This is a genomic window from Zoogloea sp. 1C4 (genome assembly GCF_009469605.1).
Lineage (GTDB): Bacteria > Pseudomonadota > Gammaproteobacteria > Burkholderiales > Rhodocyclaceae > Zoogloea > Zoogloea oryzae.
The window spans coordinates 78563-96298 of the sequence record NZ_SSXU01000016.1 but is presented as its reverse complement, the minus strand read 5'-3'; the positions used below and the strand labels follow the sequence as shown (position 1 = coordinate 96298).

Here is a 17736-nt window from a genome sequence, read left to right as displayed (position 1 = left end):
CGTTCAATCTGAGCCAGGATCAAACTCTTAAGTTCAATCCAAAAACTCCAGAAACCTGACGTTTCTGCAGATACTTCAATTTCTTGTGGCACTCTGGTATAAACCAGAACACCGCCTCGAAACCGAGTACCCACACCTATCGGTTGTTCGAATTTTTAAAGAACCGCTGCGCGCTGCAGCGAAGAGGTGCGCATTATACAGAGCTTTTCAGCTCCGTCAAGCACTGCGCGAAATCTTTTTAAACTTCGCTGCAAACACCTGACTGCGCCAGAACAACCCAATCCTCCGAGCCATCCCCCTCAACACCGCGCTGAACGACTGCGCTGCGAAGAGGGCCGAATTATAAAGAACTATCAGAAGACGTCAAGAGGTTTGGGGAAATTAATTCAAAACAGGCGTCAGTCGCCGTCATGAACGATGCCGCGGCTCTTCAGCCGATACACCATCTGCGGCCTGGTGATGCCCAGCAGGCGCGCCGCAGCCGCAATGTTGCCCCCGGCCCGCTCGACCGCCCGCTTGAGTAGCAGCGTTTCGATTTCGTCGAGGGAGACGTTCTCGCACTCGTTGCCATCCCCCAGCAGCAGGTTGTTCACGCCGCGGCTGACCCGGTCGAACTCGCAGGCCTGATCCGGCCCAGAGACCAGCGACGCAGGATCGCTGGCCACCAGACGCCCTTCACGACCCACTTCAAAACGCTGTTCACCAAACTGTTCGCCACTCGTAAACAGATGCGGCGAATCGATGGCGCCGTTCTCCGGCGCGAGGATCGCGCCGCGCTCGATCACGTTTTCGATCTCGCGCACGTTGCCCGGCCAGTCATAGGACAGCATGGCATCCACCGCCCGCTGGGTGAAGCCGGTGAGATGGCGCCCGTGCAGCCGATTGAACTTGGTGAGGAAGTGGGTCATCAGCAGCGGGATGTCTTCCCGGCGCTCGCGCAGCGGCGAGATGCGGATCGGGAACACATTGAGGCGGAAGAACAGATCCTCGCGGAAACGCCCCGCGCGCACTTCCTCGCGCAGATCGACGTTGGTCGCGGCGATCACCCGCACATCGACCTGACGGGTGCAGGTGTCACCGAGGCGTTCGACTTCGCCTTCCTGCAGCACCCGCAGCAGCTTGCCCTGGGCGATGGCGCTGAGGGTGCCGATCTCGTCGAGGAACAGGGTGCCGCCATCGGCGCGCTCGAAACGGCCGGGCCGACTCTGCATGGCGCCGCTAAAGGCGCCCCGCTCGACACCAAAGAGTTCGGACTCGATCAGCTGCTCGGGAATCGCCGCACAGTTGATGGCGACGAACGGCTTGTCGCTGCGATTGCTCAGGCGATGCAGGTTGCGGGCGAAGACTTCCTTGCCGACCCCGCTCTCGCCTAGAAAGAGCACCGTCGCCTGGGTGGGCGCCACGCGCTTCACCATATGGAGGGCGGCGGCGTAGCTGGGCGAGATGCCCACCGGGCCGCTCTTCTGGCCATCGTCCTCGACGGGACGGCCCACCGTGCTGGCCGGGCGCCCGCCGGGCAGGGCCGGATGCTGGGTGAGGGTCTCGGGCATCATGTAGCGGAGATCCTCAATGCCCTCCTCGCCCCATTCTTCCACTAACTTGCCGACGATGCGGCACGCCGAATGCCTCATCGACTGGCATTCGACCTCCCGGTACAGCACCTGGCGGCCCATGAACTCGGTCGAGAAACCCGACGCGTAGCCGATCTGCATCCAGCAGGCGGGTTCGCTGCCGATGGGGAAGTGGCGCATGTGCTCTTCGTCCTCGACCTGGCTCGTCCAGATGAACTCGCCGTAGTGCTGGCCCCGAGCCACATCGAACTCGAGCCGGACGGGCTCGGAGATGCCGATGCCCTCGAGGCAGTGCATCTGCGGGCCGACGACGAACATGTCGCGCAGCGACGTGCGGGAGCGGACCTTGCGGGCCATCTGGGCATCGTGGACGCCGGCGTGGTAGCCCATCCGCGTCATGAAGCCACGGGCGACGTCGATGCCGAGGGCTTCGATCATCTCGCGGCGCAGCGTACCGAGGGACTTGGCGTGGATGAGCAGCATGCGCTGGTCGTCCAGCCAGATGCGGCCGTCGCTGGTCGAGAAACGCAACCTGGCGAGCAGGTCGGAAAAATCAGGGAAACGAAGCTTGTCGTGCTCGACCGATTCGGGGTCGACGATCGGCTTTCCCCGCACGGCCGGCGATGTCCTGGTGACGGTCTTCATGCCTGCTCCCCGGGCGTCTGGCGCGCCTTGCTTCTCATCTAGTCTCCATCCTCATGCTCGTTGTTGCGGTTGCAGCGGGTCACTCGAGCCAGCGTGCTCCGTCTTTAGCTTTTAAAGATACGCCGGCTTGAGGGAAAGGAACAACGCCATGAAGCCGACTATGCACGGATTGATGCATATTGCGCCGCAATATTTATGGGCGCATTAAATCATTTGATTCACAACGCCCGCCAGCCCCCTCTCCCCGGCCGCCCCCGCGCCCATGCATAAAGGGTTCCGCATTCCGAAACAACCCTTGTGCGACAAGGGGATAGCTCCGCCAGCCGGCCCCGGCCAGCGGGTCATGGCACAGCTCCTGCTAAATCATGAGGCAGAAGGCGACCAAGTGAGCAAATGCTCGACACCTCATCCGGCCGCCCCAAAACGCCCCCAGAGAGGCACACCAAAGGAGACAGCCATGCAGCACCTCTTGCGCCATCGCGGCCACCACCGCTAGCCAGACCCGCAGCAAGCCCTCCCGCCCAGACAGCCGACCCGCGCCGACGCCGGTCGTCACGGACGTCTGTTGCCTGGAAAAACGAAACAAGAGGGGTCGCCAAACCCCGAAGCAGTCCCTTGATTTAGACCATGGATAGGAGATCAGCGTGACCCAAACCACCCAAGACAGCCAACTCAAGATTTCGAAGTTGGAAGCGATGCTGGAGGAGGACCCGGCGAAGCAGGTGTACCGCATTGACCGTGCGGCCTTCACCGACCAGGAGCTGTTCGAGCTCGAGATGAAGTACATCTTTGAAGGCAACTGGATCTTCATGGCCCACGAAAGCCAGATCCCGAACCCGAACGACTACTACACCCTGTACGTCGGCCGTCAGCCGGTGATCATCACCCGCGACAAGAATGGCCAGCTTCACGCCATGGCCAACACCTGCACCCACCGCGGCGCAACCCTGGCCCGCCACAAGAAGGGCAACAAGTCGAGCTTCACCTGCCCGTTCCACGGCTGGACCTTCAACAACGCCGGCAAGCTGCTCAAGGTGAAGGACCAGAACCCGGACGCCGGCTACCCCGAGTGCTTCAACAAGGAAGGCAGCCACGATCTGGTCAAGCTCGGCGCCTTTGAAAGCTACCGCGGCTTCCTGTTCGGCTCCCTCAACCCGGACGTCGTGCCCCTCGTCGAGCACCTGGGTGAAGCCACCAAGATCATCGACATGATCGTGGACCAGGCCCCGGACGGCATCGAAGTCCTGCGCGGCTCCGGCGCCTACACCTTCGACGCCAACTGGAAGCTTCAGGCCGAGAACGGCGCCGACGGCTACCACGTCACCGCCACCCACTGGAACTACGCCGCCACCCAGGGCCGCCGCACCACCGACGGCAAGGTCGACACCATCAAGGCGATGAGCGCCGGCGGCTGGGCCCGCCAGGGCGGCGGCTCCTACTCGTTCAAGAACGGCCACATGCTGCTGTGGACCAACTGGGCCAACCCCGAAGACCGTCCCCTGTGGGGCAAGCGCGCCGAGTGGGTCGAGAAGTTCGGCGAAGCCCGCGCCGACTGGATGCTGAAGAAGTCGCGCAACCTGTGCCTGTACCCGAACGTGTACCTGATGGACCAGTTCAGCTCGCAGATCCGCGTGCTGCGCCCCCTGTCGGTCGACAAGACCGAGGCCGTCATCTACTGCATCGCGCCGAAGGGCGAAGCCCCGGACGCCCGCCAGCGCCGCCTGCGCCAGTACGAAGACTTCTTCAACGCCACCGGCATGGCCACTCCGGACGATCTGGAAGAGTTCCGCTCCTGCCAGCACGGCTTCAACGCCCGCATCGTCAAGTGGAACGACATGACCCGCGGCGCCACCCACTGGGTGCAGGGCCCGGACGAGAACGCCGACCTGATCGGCCTCAAGCCGGAACTGTCGGGCGTCAAGACCGAGGACGAAGGCCTGTACGTGATGCAGCACCAGTACTGGGTCGAAGTCATGAAGAAAGCCATCCTCGCTGAACAAGAAAACGGAGCCAACTAATGCTGTCCTACGAAGCCATCCAAGCCTTTGTCTTTCAAGAAGCCCGCGCCCTCGATGAGCGCCGCTGGAACGACTGGCTGTCGTTCTACGCCGACGACGTGGAGTTCTGGATGCCGTCGTGGGACGACGACGACACCCTGACCACCGATCCGGCGCGCGAAGTGTCGCTGATCTACTACGCCAACAAGCAGGGCCTCGAAGACCGCGTCTTCCGGATCGAGACCGACCGCTCCAGCGCCACCATCCCGGACACCCGCCACTGCCACCTCATCACCAACCTCGAGGTGCTGGCCCAGGACGAGACGAGCGCCAGGGTACGTTTCAACTGGGCGACCCACAGCTTCCGCTACGACATCCTCGACACCTACTTCGGCTACTCCGAGTACACGATCGACACGTCCGGCGAAAAGCCCCTGATCAAGAAGAAGTACGTGGTCCTGAAGAACGACTACATCCATCACGTTCTCGACATCTACCACATCTGATTCATTGATCGACGACGGCCCGCCTCCGGGCGGGCCGAGCACCACCCTCGCAGAGAAGGACAACTCCATGCCGTACAACATCGCCCTGCAATTCGAAGACGGGGTCACCCGCATCATCCAGTGCGACGCCGACGAACTGGTGGCCGACGCGGCCTACCGCGCCAAGATCAACATCCCGCTCGACTGCCGCGACGGCGCCTGCGGCACCTGCGGCACCTGCAAATGCCACTGCGAGAGCGGCACCTACACCCAGGGTGTCTATATTGAAGACGCCCTCACCGACGAAGAGGCTTCCCAGGGCTACATCCTCACCTGCCAGATGAAGCCGGCCTCCGACTGCGTGATCCGCATCCCGGCATCGTCCGCCGCGTGCAAGACCGAAGTCGCCACCCACAGCGCCACCCTCACCGAGATCGACCGCAACTCGCCCACCACCGTCTCCTTCAAGCTCGAAGCCGACAAGGCGATCTCCTTCCTGCCCGGCCAGTACGTAAACCTCGTCGTCCCCGGCACCCAGGAAACCCGCGCCTACTCCTTCAGCAGCGCCCCCAACCAGACCGGCGTCAGCTTCCTGATCCGCGACGTGCCGAACGGCCTGATGAGCACCTTCATGCGCCAGAAGGCCAGCACCGGCGACACCATGACCTTCACCGGCCCCTTCGGCAGCTTCTACCTGCGCCCGGTCGAACGCCCCGTGCTGATGCTCGCCGGCGGCACCGGCCTCGCCCCGTTCCTGTCGATGCTGCTGTCCCTCCAGAACAACCCGCCCGCCCAGCCGATCCTGCTGGCCTACGGCGTGAATACCAACGACGACCTCGTCGAACTGGAAACCCTGGCCGCCCTCAAGGCCGCCATCCCCAGCCTCGAGTTCTTCACCGTCGTCGTCGACAAGGCCAGCGGCCACCCGAAGACCGGCTACGTCACCGACCACCTCACGCCCGCCCAACTCCACGACGGCAACCTGGATGTGTACGTCTGCGGCCCCCCGCCGATGGTCGAAGGCGTGCGCAAGTGGATGGACGGCGCCGGCGTCACCCCCAACAGCTTCCACTTCGAGAAATTCTCGTCGTCCACCGCAGGAGCCCACTGACATGGCCGACGCAAACCGTTTCAAGAAGAAGGTCGTCATCGTCACCGGCGCCGCCCAGGGCATCGGCCGCGGCGTCGCCCTGCAAGTCGCGGCTGAAGGCGGCGCCGTGGTGGCGGTGGACCGCTCCGACCTGGTGAAGGACGTCGTCGCCGAGATCAAGGAAGCCGGCGGCAAGGCCATCGCCGTGCAGGCCGATCTCGAAACCTTCGCCGGCGCCCAGTCGGTGATGGATGCCGCCCTCAAGAAGCACAAGCGCATCGACGTGCTCATCAACAACGTCGGCGGCACCATCTGGGCCAAGCCCTTCGAGTTCTACGAAGAAGCCCAGATCGAGGCCGAAATCCGCCGCTCGCTGTTCCCCACCCTGTGGTGCTGCCGCGCCGTGCTACCGGCCATGCTGGCCCAGAAGAAGGGCGTGATCGTGAACGTCTCCTCCATCGCCACCCGTGGCGTGCATCGCGTGCCCTACTCGGCGGCCAAGGGCGGCGTAAATGCGCTGACTGCCTCCATCGCCATGGAGCACACCAAAGACGGCATCCGCATCAACGCCACCGCCCCCGGCGGCACCGAAGCACCGCCCCGGCGCATCCCGCGCAACGCCGAGCCGCCCTCCGCGCAGGAAACCGAGTGGTACCAGGGCGTCATCGACCAGACCATCGACTCCAGCCTGATGCACCGCTACGGCACGATCGACGAGCAGGTCGCCCCGATCCTCTTTCTGGCCTCGGACGAGTCCGCCTACATCACCGGAACGATCATCCCGGTCGGTGGCGGCGACCTCGGCTGAAGCCATTACCCCGGCGTCCCACACCCGCCAGCCCATAACTACATAAATCGAGAGACAAATGGCCCAAGTAGACATCCACCACCTGTCAGACCACGCCAAGTTCAACGGCTTCCACGGCATCGTCCTGTTCTGGTGCGCCCTCATCATCATCTTTGACGGCTACGATCTTGCAGTGGCCGGCATCGCCCTCCCGTCGATCATGAAGGAGATGGGCGTCACCCCCGCCACCGCCGGCTACATGGTCAGCTCGGCCCTGTTCGGGATGATGTTCGGCGCGATCTTCCTCGGCACCATCGCCGACAAGATTGGCCGCCGCTGGGCCATCGTGATCTGCATCGTGCTGTTCAGCGCCTTCACCGCCGCCGCCGGCCTGACGACCGACCCGGTCAGCTTCAGCATCACCCGCTTCCTCGCCGGCCTCGGCATCGGCGGCGTGATGCCCAACGTCGTCGCCCAGATGACCGAGTACTCGCCCCGCAAGATGCGCAGCACGCTGGTCACCCTGATGTTCAGCGGCTACGCGGTGGGCGGCATGCTCGCCGCGGTGCTCGGCAAGGGCCTGATCGAAAGCTACGGTTGGTCCTACGTGTTCTTCGCCGCCGCCGCGCCGATGGTGCTGATCCCCTTTGTGCTCAAGTCGCTGCCCGAATCGATGCCCTTTCTGGTCAAGACCGGCCGCTTCGACGAGCTGAAGGCCATCGTCCAGCGCCTGGAGCCGAGCTACACCCCGTCGGCCTCCGACGAGTTCGCCCTGCCTGCCGCCCACAAGGCCCACGGCGCACCGATCGGCAAGCTGTTCCAGGAAGGCCGCGGCTTCTCGACGCTGATGTTCTGGGTCACCTTCTTCATGTGCCTGTTCATGGTGTATGCCCTCAGCTCCTGGCTCACCAAGCTCATGGCCAGCGCCGGCTACAGCCTCGGCTCCGCCCTCACCTTCGTGCTCGTGCTCAACTTCGGCGCGATGATCGGGGCCATCGGTGGCGGCTGGCTGGCCGACCGTTTTCATATCAAGTACGTGCTCCTCGGCTTCTACGCGCTCGCCGCGGTGTCGATCACGCTGCTTGGCTACAAGGTGCCGACCGAGGTGCTGTTCATCCTGGTGGGCCTGGCTGGCGCCTCGACCATCGGCACCCAGATCCTGACCTACGCTTATGTGGGTCAGTACTACCCGATGTCGGTGCGCTCCACCGGCATCGGGTGGGCTTCTGGCGTGGGACGCAGCGGTGCAATCCTCGCCCCGATCGTGATCGGTGCGCTGGTGGGCATGAAGCTTCCGCTCGAGCAGAACTTCATGGCCATCGCCGTCCCCGCCGTGATCGCCCTGATCTCCGTCGGGCTCATCAACACCCGCCGCTCGGCCACCGCCCACTGATCCATCCGCAGCGCCCCGGCCACCGACACGGTGCCGGGGCCCGCAACCCCCGCGTTGCCTGCGGCCCCGAACAGGCCGACACCCCGGCGCGGGCTTCGCCGCCCAATCCGCGGCAGTGCGTCCCCTCAAAAAATATCGATATTGCTGATAAATTTTGAGACTTTTGGCTATGCTATGGGGCGTGCACGTTTTTGCGCGCACAAGCAGCACGAGATGCTTCACCCGCAGAGCGACCTACGGGTCGAAACAGCCGAGGGACTGCACACGCAGCCCGACCGGTACAAGTCGATCGCCCGGTTTCGGGTTTCAGGCGACGACGCACATAAATCAACCCGAAGAGGAGATATTGAATGGCACTCACCGGCGTATTGCGCCCCGGGCACGTCTCGATCCGCGTGCTCGAACTGGAACCGGCCGTCAAGCATTACCGCGACGTGCTCGGCCTCATCGAAGTCGCTCGCGACGCCCAGAACCGCGTCTACCTGAAGGGGTGGGACGAACAGGACCACAGCAGCGTGATCCTGCGTGAAGCCGACGAAGCCGGCATGGATTACATGGGCTGGAAGGTTGACTCCCCCGCCACCCTCAAGAAGCTGGCCGCCGATGTGGAAGCATCCGGCCTCGCCACCGACCTCTCCTGGGTTCCCGCCGGCGAGCTGCTCGCCACCGGCGAACGCTTCCGCTTCACGGTGCCCACCGGCCACGTGATGGAGCTCTACGCTCAAAAGGACATCGTCGGCAACAACTGCGGCACCGACGGGCAGGACGTCAACCCGGACCCGTGGCCCGACAACCTGAAGGGCATCGCCCCGTCGCGCTTCGACCACTGCCTGCTGTACGGCGATGACCTCGACGGCACCGTCAAGCTGTTCATGGAAGTGCTGGGCTTCGGCCTCGCCGAGAAGGTCTGCCTGTCCGAAAACAAGGACTTCATGATCGGCGCCTTCCTGTCCTGCTCGAACAAGGCCCACGACGTGGCCTTCATCCGCCAGCCGGTGAAGGGCAAGTTCCACCACGCCTCGTTCGAACTGCGCAGTTGGGAGCAGGTCCTGCGTGCCGGCGACATTCTGTCGCGCACCAAGACCTCCATCGACATCGGCCCGACCCGTCACGGCATCACCCGCGGCGAGACGATCTACTTCTTCGACCCGTCGGGCAACCGCAACGAGGTCTTCGCCGGTGGTTACATCTACTACCCGGACAAGCCGCCCATCACCTGGTACGACGAGTCCCTCGGACCGGCGATCTTCTACCACGATCGCAAGCTCAACGAAGCCTTCCTGAGCGTGTTCACCTGATCCGAAACACCGACCGCGCACCGGCCTCCGATGCGCGGTTTTTTCTTCTGATCCGCCTTAAAAAATATCGAGATTTATACAAAATATCGGAAAATTAGGCTATGCTACCTGACGTGAATCCTTTCACGCTCAGCGCCTTTCCGATGGACGAACAGCCGGTCGATGCGGAGCACAGCGGTGAGCAGGGCCGAGACACCACTAAAAGAGAGTACGACATGAAAGAGATCAAGAATTTCATCAACGGTGAGTACGTCACCAACCTCAGCGGCAAGACCTACGAGAAGCGCAACCCGGTCGACAACTCGCTGATCGGCATGGTCTATGAAGCCGGCCAGCCCGAAGTAGACGCCGCCGTCGCCGCCGCCAAGGCCGCCCTGAAGGGCCCCTGGGGCAAGCTGTCGGTGGTCGAGCGCTGCGCCATGCTCGACGCCATCGTCGCCGAGATCAACAACCGCTTCGACGACTTCCTGCAGGCCGAGATCGCCGACACCGGCAAGCCCGCCCACCTCGCCTCGCACATCGACATCCCGCGCGGCGCGGCCAACTTCAAGATCTTCACCGACACGATCAAGAACGTGTCCACCGAATCCTTCGAGATGCGCACCCCGGACGGCAAGACTGCCCGCTCCTACGGCGTGCGCACCCCGCGCGGCGTCATCGGCATCATCTGCCCGTGGAACCTGCCGCTGCTGCTGATGACCTGGAAGGCCGGCCCGGCGCTCGCCTGTGGCAACACCGTGGTCGTGAAGCCCTCCGAAGACACCCCCAGCACCGCCACCCTGCTGGGTGAAGTGATGAACAAGGTCGGCGTACCCCCCGGCGTGTACAACGTGGTGAACGGCTACGGCGTGAACTCCGCCGGCTCCTTCCTCACCGCCCACCCGGACGTGAACGGCATCACCTTCACCGGCGAAACCCGCACCGGCACCGCCATCATGCAGGCCGCCGCCGTCGGCATCCGCCCGGTGTCGCTGGAACTGGGCGGCAAGAACGCCGCCGTGGTGTTTGCCGACGCCGACTTCGACAACGCCGTCGCCACGGTCACCCGCTCCTGCTTCGAGAACGCCGGCCAGGTGTGCCTCGGCACCGAGCGCGTGTACGTCGAGCGCCCGATCTTCGACAAGTTCGTCGCCGCCCTGAAGGAAAAGGCCGAGCAGATGAAGCCGGGCCGCCCCTTCGACCACGACACCAAGATCGGCCCGCTGGTCAGCAAGAAGCACCAGGCCAAGGTGCTGGGCATGTACGCCAAGGCCAAGGAAGAAGGCGCCAACATCGTCTTCGGCGGCGGCATCCCCGACATGCCGGAAGACCTGAAGGACGGCTGCTGGGTCGAACCCACCATCTGGACCGGCCTGCCGGAAACCGCCACCGTCGTCACCGAAGAAATCTTCGGGCCGTGCTGCCACATCAGCCCCTTCGACAGCGAAGAAGAAGTGCTGAACAAGGTCAACGCCAACCGCTACGGCCTCGCCACTTCCATCCACACCCAGGACATCAGCCGCGCCATGCGCCTGGCCAACGCCATCGAAGTGGGCCTGTGCTGGGTCAACAGCTGGTTCCTGCGCGACCTGCGCACCCCGTTCGGCGGCTCCAAGCAGTCCGGCATCGGCCGTGAAGGCGGCCTGCACTCGCTGGAGTTCTACACCGAGCTGCGCAACGTGATGGTCAAGTACTGAGCATCCGACGATGAATCAGAATCCCGAAATCGGCAGGCGCGTTCGCACCGGCGGGTTCGAGACCAACGTCCATGACGTGGGCAGCGGCGCCTCGGTGCTGCTGATCCACGGCTCGGGCCCGGGCGTCTCCGCCTGGGCCAACTGGCGGCTGGTGATCCCCGCGCTGGCGAAGGATCGCCGGGTGATCGCCCCGGACATGGTGGGCTTCGGCTACACCGACCGTCCGGCAGGCATCCAGTACGGCATGGACACCTGGGTCCAGCAGGCCCTCGATCTGCTCGACGCCCTCGGGCTCGAGCAGGTGGACCTGGTGGGCAACTCCTTCGGCGGCGCCCTGGCCATGGCCCTGGCGATCCGCGCACCGCAGCGGGTACGCCGGCTGGTGCTGATGGGTTCGGTGGGCGTGCCCTTCGAGATCACCGAAGGGCTCGACGCGGTGTGGGGCTACGAGCCCTCCTTCGAGGCCATGCGCGGGATCATGGATTACTTCGCCTGGAGCCGCGAACTCGTCTCCGACGAACTCGCCGAGCTGCGCTACCAGGCGAGCATCCGCCCGGGCTTCCAGGAATCCTTCGCGGCGATGTTCCCCGCCCCGCGCCAGCGCTGGGTGGATGCCATGACCAGCCGCGAAGCCGACATCCGTGCCCTGCCCCACGAGACCCTGATCATCCACGGCCGCGAAGACAAGGTGATTCCGCTATCCAACTCGCTTACCCTTGCCGAGTGGATTGCGAACGCCCAGCTTCATGTGTTCGGCCACTGCGGTCACTGGACCCAGATCGAGCACAACGCCCGCTTCAACCGGCTCGTCGGCGATTTCCTCGCCGAAGCCGACCTGCAGACTTCCTGACATCCGAGGTTTTCCCCATGTTGAACAAATCCAAGATCGAACAATACGGCGACGAACTCTACAACGCCCTCGTCACCCGCACCCCGGTGGCCCCGCTGACCGACCGCGAAGCCGAGATCACCATCGAGGACGCCTACCAGATCCAGCAGCGCATGATCGCCCGCCGCCTCGAAGCCACCGGCGAGACCATCATCGGCAAGAAGATCGGCGTGACCAGCAAGGTCGTGATGGACATGCTGAAGGTGAATCAGCCCGACTTCGGCATGCTCACCTCCGGCATGGTCTTCAACGAAGGCGAGGCCGTCGACACCAGCAAGATGATCGCCCCGCGCGCCGAAGCCGAAGTGGCCTTCATCCTCAAGTCCGATCTGATGGGCCCGGGCGTCACCGCCGCCGACGTGCTGCGCGCCACCGACTGCGTGGTGCCGTGCTTCGAGATCGTCGATTCGCGCATCCAGGACTGGAAGATCAAGATCCAGGACACCGTCGCCGACAACGCCTCGTGTGGCGTGCTCACCCTCGGCGGCCGCCGCAAGAGCCCCCGCGACATCGACCTGGCCCTGGCCGGCATGGTCCTCGAGAAGAACGGCGAAGTGATCAGCACCTCCACCGGCGCCGCCGTGCAGGGCTCCCCGGTCAACGCCGTGGCCTGGCTGGCCAACACCCTCGGCCGCCTGGGCATCGGCCTCAAGGCCGGCGAAGTGATCCTGTCCGGCTCCCAGTCCCCGCTCGTCCCGGTCAAGGCCGGCGACAGCCTGGTGTGCTCCGTCGGCGGCCTCGGCAGCACCTCGGTCCGCTTCATCTGATACTGAATAAAAGAGAGACACAGCAAATGAAACTCGACAACGCAACCATCCTGAAGCTCGCCGAGCACCTCGAAAACGCCGAACTGCAGGCCAAGGACGTCACCAAGATCACCGACGACTACCCGGACATGGACTGGGATGACGCCTACGCCATCCAGGACGAGATCCGCCGCCGCAAGGAAGCCCGCGGCAACAAGGTCGCCGGCCTCAAGTGCGGCCTCACCTCCTTTGCCAAGATGAAGCAGATGGGCGTCGAGACCCCGGTGTTCGGCTTCGTCGCCGACTACATGTCCCGCCCGGACGGCGGCGAGATCAAGCATTCCGAGCTGATCCACCCGAAGGTCGAGGCCGAGATCTGCATCGTCACCAAGGCCCCGCTGAAGGGCCCGGGCTGCCACGTGGGCACCGTCATGGCCGCCGTGGATTTCGTGCTGCCGGCCGTCGAGATCATCGATTCCCGCTACCGTGACTTCAAGTTCGACCTGAAGAGCGTGATCGCCGACAACACCTCGTCGTCGCGCTTCGTGATCGGCGGCAACATGCGCAACCTCGACGAGCTCGACCTGCGCACCCTGGGCGTGGTGCTCGAGATCAACGGCGAGATCAAGGCCATGGCCGCCGGCGCCGCCGTGCTGGGCCACCCGCTGGCCGCCGTCGCCATGCTGGCCAACCACCTGGGCGCCCGCGGCCAGGAGATCCCGGCCGGCACCTTCATCATGACCGGCGGCGTCACCGAGGCCATCGCGGTCAATCCGGGCGACAACGTGAACGTGCGCTTCCAGGATCTGGGCTCCGTCTCGATGCGCTTCGTGTAAGCGTCCTTGGCGCGGCGGGCCAGCCGGCCAGCCGCGCCATCACCCGATTCAACAACCGGTCAGCATCGATCCGGCGACCGCCGCCACGGCCGTCGCCGGCCTTCGCACGAGAGCAGCAGGCAGGGCGCCGACCGGGAGGGGACACACAAGAGGACAACAAAAATGTCATCCAAGCAAGACCTCAGCAACACCTTCACCCGCGAGACAGGCGAGATCCACCTGGGCGGCATCGACGCCATCGTCCGGCTTACCCTCGACCAGATCCGCACCGACGCCCGGCGCGGCCTGAAGACCGGCATGTTCATCTCCGGCTATCGCGGCTCCCCGGTGGGGATGCTCGACGCCGCCCTCATCAAGCAGCAGAAGCTGCTCGTCGAGAACAACATCAAGTTTGTGGACGGCCTGAACGAAGATCTGGCCGCCACCGCCGTCTGGGGCACCCAGATGATGCACACCGTCGGCAAGCAGAAGTTCGACGGCGTGACCGGCATGTGGTACGGCAAGGCCCCGGGCGTGGATCGCTCGGGCGACGCCCTCAAGCACGCCAACTACACCGGCATCGGCAAGAACGGCGGCGTGCTGGCGATCGCCGGCGACGACCCCAGTTGCAAGAGCTCGTCCCTGTGCTCGCAGTCCGAGCCGATGCTTTTCCACGTGGGCATTCCGTCGCTCTACCCGGCCAACGTGCAGGAGATCCTCGACCTGGGCCTGCACGGCTACCAGATGTCGCGCCTCTCCGGCGTGTGGATGGGCATGAAGATCGTCACCAACGTGGCCGACGGCACCGGAACCGCCAATGTCGATCCGGCCCGCCTCAACTTCATCACCCCGGATCTCAGCTTCGACGGCAAGCTCTTCACGCCCAACATGAACCTGGGCATGAACGTGCGCGTCGAGGCGCTGGAGATGGAGCAGTCGCTCTACACCCGCCGCCTGGAAGTGGTGAAGCGCTACGCCCGCGCCAACAACCTGAACAACATCGTGATCCCCAACCCGGACGCGTGGCTCGGGATCATTACCGCCGGCAAGACCTACAACGACCTGATGCAGGCCTTCCTCGAGATGGGCCTGGACGACGCCGCGCTGCGCCGCTACGGCATCCGAGTGCTCAAGATGGGCATGCTGTTCCCGATGGAACCAACCATCGTCCGCGAGTTTGCCGAAGGCCTCGAAGAGATCTTCGTGATCGAAGAGAAGCGTCCCTTCCTCGAGATGTTCGCCAAGCAGGTGCTGTACGGCCGCGCCAACGCGCCGCGCATCGTCGGCAAGTTCGACGAGGAAGAGAAGGAGCTGCTGCCCCACTACGGCGAGTTCGAATCCGACGTGATCGTGCGGGCGCTGCTCAAGCGTCTGGGCCGCAAGACGCGCATCGAATCCGCCGAAGCCTGGCTCAAGCGCCTCGACGAGATCCACGCGCGCACCAAGCTGCCGACCACCGCCCGCACCGCCTGGTACTGCTCGGGCTGCCCCCACAACAGCTCCACCGTGGCGCCGGAAGGCACCATCGTGTCGGCCGGCATCGGCTGCCACACCATGGCCATGTGGATGAACCGCAACGTGGTGATGGGCACCCACATGGGGGCCGAAGGCGCCCAGTGGATCGGCATGGCGCCCTTCACCGGCACCGAGCACATCTTCCAGAACATGGGCGATGGCACCTACGCCCACTCGGGCAGCCTGGCGATCCGCTACGCCGCCTCGGCCGGGGTGAACATCACCTTCAAGCTGCTGGTCAATGCCCACACCTCGATGACCGGCGGCCAGGCCATCCAGGGCGCCAACCCGGTGGCCAACATGGTCTCGGACCTGCTCGCCAACGGCGTGCGCCGGGTCATCGTGACCACCGACGAGCCGGGCAAGTATTCCGGCGTGTCGCTGGCCGGCCACACCGAAGTGTGGCACCGCGACCGCCTCGACGAAGCCCAGCGCGAGCTCGCCTCCACCCCCGGCACCACCGTGCTGATCCACGACCAGGAATGCGCCGCCGAGCTGCGTCGCGCCCGCAGCCGTGGCAAGGCCGAAGAGCCGGCCGAGGTGGTCGTCATCAACGAGCGCGTGTGCGAAGGCTGCGGCGACTGCGGCGAGAAATCCAACTGCATGAGCGTGGAGCCGGTGCAGACCGAGTTCGGTCGCAAGACGCGCATCCACCAGTCGTCGTGCAACAAGGACTTCTCCTGCGTGAAGGGCTTCTGCCCGTCCTTCCTGACCGTCACCCCCAACCCGGCCCCGGCCTCGGAGGGCGCGCCCAAGAAGAAGAAAGGCCGCATCCCGGTGCTCGACCGCGCGCTGCCCGATCCGGTCAACAAGATCGACGACACCATCGGCGTGGGCATCCACGTGATGGGCATCGGCGGCACGGGTTCCGTCACCGTCGTGGCCACCCTCGCCAACGCCGCGCGCCTCGAAGGCAAGCACGTCATCGGCCTCGACCAGACCGGCCTCGCCCAGAAGGGCGGCGCGGTGATCTCCGACATCAAGATCACCCACAAGCCGTTCCAGGGTTCCAACAAGATCTCCGACGGGCGTGCCGACCTGTACCTGGGCTTCGACATCCTCAACGCGACCGATCCGAAGAACCTGGACAAGTGCGGCCCCAACCGCACCATCGCCATCGTCTCCACCACCCAGACGCCCACCGGCCAGATGGTCACCAACCGGCGCAACCAGTTCCCGGCCGTGGCCGCGCTGACCGCCGGCATCGACCGCGTCAGCCGCAAGGACGACAACGTCTTCCTGGACGGCCAGGCGATGGCCGAGGGCCTCTTCGGCGACGCGATGGCAACCAACAACTTCATGGTCGGCGTGGCCTTCCAGGCGGGCACCATTCCGCTGAAGGCCGAATCCATCGAGCAGGCCATCAAGAACTCCGGCGTGGGGGTCGAGCAGAGCCTCGCCGCCTTCCGCTGGGGCCGCATGGTGGTGGTCGATCGCGCCTTCGTCGAAGCGGAGATTGCCCGTCAGGCCGGCGCCGGGGTCTTCACCCTCAACCCGCAGCCCCAGCTGTCGGCCGCCGCCCGGGCGATCGTTGACTCGGTCGGCGCCCAGGGCGAGGTGAAGCGGCTGGTCGAGGTGCGCGTGCCCGAGCTGATCGCCTTCCAGGACGAAGCCTATGCCAGGCGCTACGCCGACGTGATCAAGCGCGTGGTGGCCGCCGAACAGCGCGTACTGCCGGGCAGCGCGCTCTCCGAGGCTGCCGCCCGCTACCTGTACAAGCTGATGGCCTACAAGGACGAGTACGAAGTCGCCCGCCTGCACACCGATCCGGCTTTCCTGGCCCAGCTCGACGCGCAGTTCCCCAACGGCTACGAGGTGAAGTACAACCTGGCCCCGCCGCTCCTGGCCGACAAGGATCCGAAGACCGGCCATCTGCTGAAGAAGCAATACGGTCAGTGGATGTTCAAGGCCTTCCAGCGTCTGGCGGGGCTGAAGAAGCTGCGCGGTGGTGCGCTCGACCTGTTCGGCAAGACCGAGGAGCGTCGCACCGAGCGTGACCTGATCGACGAGTACATCAAGACCCTCGACGAGATCGTCACCAAGCTCTCGCCCAGCAACCACGCAGCGGCGGTGGCCCTTGCCAACGTGCCGGACGAGATCCGCGGCTTCGGCCACGTGAAGGAGAAGAACCTGGCTGCGGCCCGCAAGCTGCAGGCCGAGCGGCTCGACGCCTTTCGCACTGCCCAGGCCGAGCGCCTGACCGCCTGACGCACGCCAAGCGCCAGACCGGTAGCAAGACCGACGCCCCGTGGCCTCACCGGCCACGGGGCGTTCTTCATTGAAGCCACGAGTGACTTGCCGAGGGGCTCGCGCTACTCGACGGGAAACCGGCAGCACAGCCAGCGATACCCATCCTGGGCTGCGGGCTGTGCTTGGAATGCACTAGAATCGACCTGGTCCGCCAATAACAAGGAGAAGTCCATGCAACTGCTCACCCTGGTCGGCATGCTGATCACGATTGCCAGCGTCATCTTCGCCACCGCCAACACGACCGAAGTGACGGTCACACTGCTGGGCTCGTCCTTCACCGGCCCTCTGGGCGTGCTGCTCCTGGTGGCGCTTGCCATCGGCGGGCTGATCGTCGCGCTGGTCTCCACGCCGGGCACCCTCCGCCGTCAGTGGCGCATCAAGCACCTGGACAAGCGGGTGGCCGAACTCGAGAAGACCTGCGCAGCCCAGAAGGAGCGCATCGAGCGCCTCGAGCGGGGCGAGAGCGTGCCCGAGATCACCCCAGCCGCGGCGTTCGACGTGAATGCCTCGCGGCTGATGTTCTGAACCGCCCCCTGCCCCAAAAAACAAACCCGGCTCAAGGCCGGGTTTGTTTTTGTG

The 17736-nt window shown here is 64.7% G+C and carries 13 protein-coding genes; 12 read left to right on the top strand and 1 reads right to left on the bottom strand.

The window, feature by feature from the left end:
* Positions 1-398 precede the first annotated feature (398 nt).
* On the bottom strand, positions 399-2216 hold the full coding sequence (locus tag GH681_RS17250) for a sigma-54-dependent Fis family transcriptional regulator (RefSeq protein WP_153162774.1): 1818 nt from the start codon (positions 2214-2216) through the stop codon (positions 399-401).
* Positions 2217-2911: 695 nt separating this feature from the next.
* On the opposite strand from GH681_RS17250, the gene benA reads away from it, so the two are divergent.
* The 12 genes from benA to GH681_RS17190 all read left to right on the top strand — a co-directional run bounded on the left by benA (position 2912) and on the right by GH681_RS17190 (position 17682).
* Positions 2912-4234 carry a benzoate 1,2-dioxygenase large subunit gene (gene benA, locus GH681_RS17245; protein ID WP_153162780.1) on the top strand — a complete coding sequence of 441 codons (1323 nt, stop codon included), beginning with the start codon at positions 2912-2914 and terminating at the stop codon, positions 4232-4234.
* On the top strand, positions 4234-4719 hold the full coding sequence (gene benB / locus GH681_RS17240; RefSeq protein WP_153162773.1) for a benzoate 1,2-dioxygenase small subunit: 486 nt from the start codon (positions 4234-4236) through the stop codon (positions 4717-4719). The genes benA and benB overlap by 1 nt, the downstream gene beginning before the upstream one ends.
* A gap of 67 nt (positions 4720-4786) precedes the next feature.
* A complete protein-coding gene (gene benC, locus GH681_RS17235) occupies positions 4787-5809 on the top strand; it encodes a benzoate 1,2-dioxygenase electron transfer component BenC (RefSeq protein WP_153162772.1) in 1023 nt (340 codons plus the stop codon).
* A gap of 1 nt (position 5810) precedes the next feature.
* A complete protein-coding gene (gene benD / locus GH681_RS17230; protein WP_153162771.1) occupies positions 5811-6596 on the top strand; it encodes a benzoate diol dehydrogenase BenD in 786 nt (261 codons plus the stop codon).
* A 58-nt stretch (positions 6597-6654) separates the two neighbouring features.
* Positions 6655-7968: an MFS transporter gene (locus GH681_RS17225; RefSeq protein WP_153162770.1), complete on the top strand. Its 1314-nt coding sequence runs from the start codon at positions 6655-6657 to the stop codon at positions 7966-7968.
* Positions 7969-8318: 350 nt separating this feature from the next.
* Positions 8319-9266, top strand: coding sequence for a catechol 2,3-dioxygenase (locus GH681_RS17220; RefSeq protein ID WP_153162769.1), 948 nt, complete (start codon positions 8319-8321; stop codon positions 9264-9266).
* A 215-nt stretch (positions 9267-9481) separates the two neighbouring features.
* A complete protein-coding gene (locus tag GH681_RS17215) occupies positions 9482-10942 on the top strand; it encodes a 2-hydroxymuconic semialdehyde dehydrogenase (protein WP_153162768.1) in 1461 nt (486 codons plus the stop codon).
* A gap of 10 nt (positions 10943-10952) precedes the next feature.
* Positions 10953-11792, top strand: a complete 840-nt coding sequence (locus GH681_RS17210; RefSeq protein WP_153162767.1) for an alpha/beta fold hydrolase — start codon at positions 10953-10955, stop codon at positions 11790-11792.
* A 20-nt stretch (positions 11793-11812) separates the two neighbouring features.
* On the top strand, positions 11813-12598 hold the full coding sequence (dmpE, locus tag GH681_RS17205; protein WP_153162779.1) for a 2-oxopent-4-enoate hydratase: 786 nt from the start codon (positions 11813-11815) through the stop codon (positions 12596-12598).
* A 26-nt stretch (positions 12599-12624) separates the two neighbouring features.
* A complete protein-coding gene (dmpH, locus tag GH681_RS17200; RefSeq protein ID WP_153162766.1) occupies positions 12625-13413 on the top strand; it encodes a 2-oxo-3-hexenedioate decarboxylase in 789 nt (262 codons plus the stop codon).
* 162 nt (positions 13414-13575) lie between these two features.
* Positions 13576-17115: an indolepyruvate ferredoxin oxidoreductase family protein gene (locus GH681_RS17195; RefSeq protein ID WP_153162765.1), complete on the top strand. Its 3540-nt coding sequence runs from the start codon at positions 13576-13578 to the stop codon at positions 17113-17115.
* A gap of 213 nt (positions 17116-17328) precedes the next feature.
* Positions 17329-17682 (top strand): lipopolysaccharide assembly LapA domain-containing protein, encoded by a 354-nt coding sequence (locus GH681_RS17190; RefSeq protein WP_153162764.1) that lies wholly within the window; start codon positions 17329-17331, stop codon positions 17680-17682.
* The last annotated feature ends 54 nt before the right edge of the window (positions 17683-17736 follow it).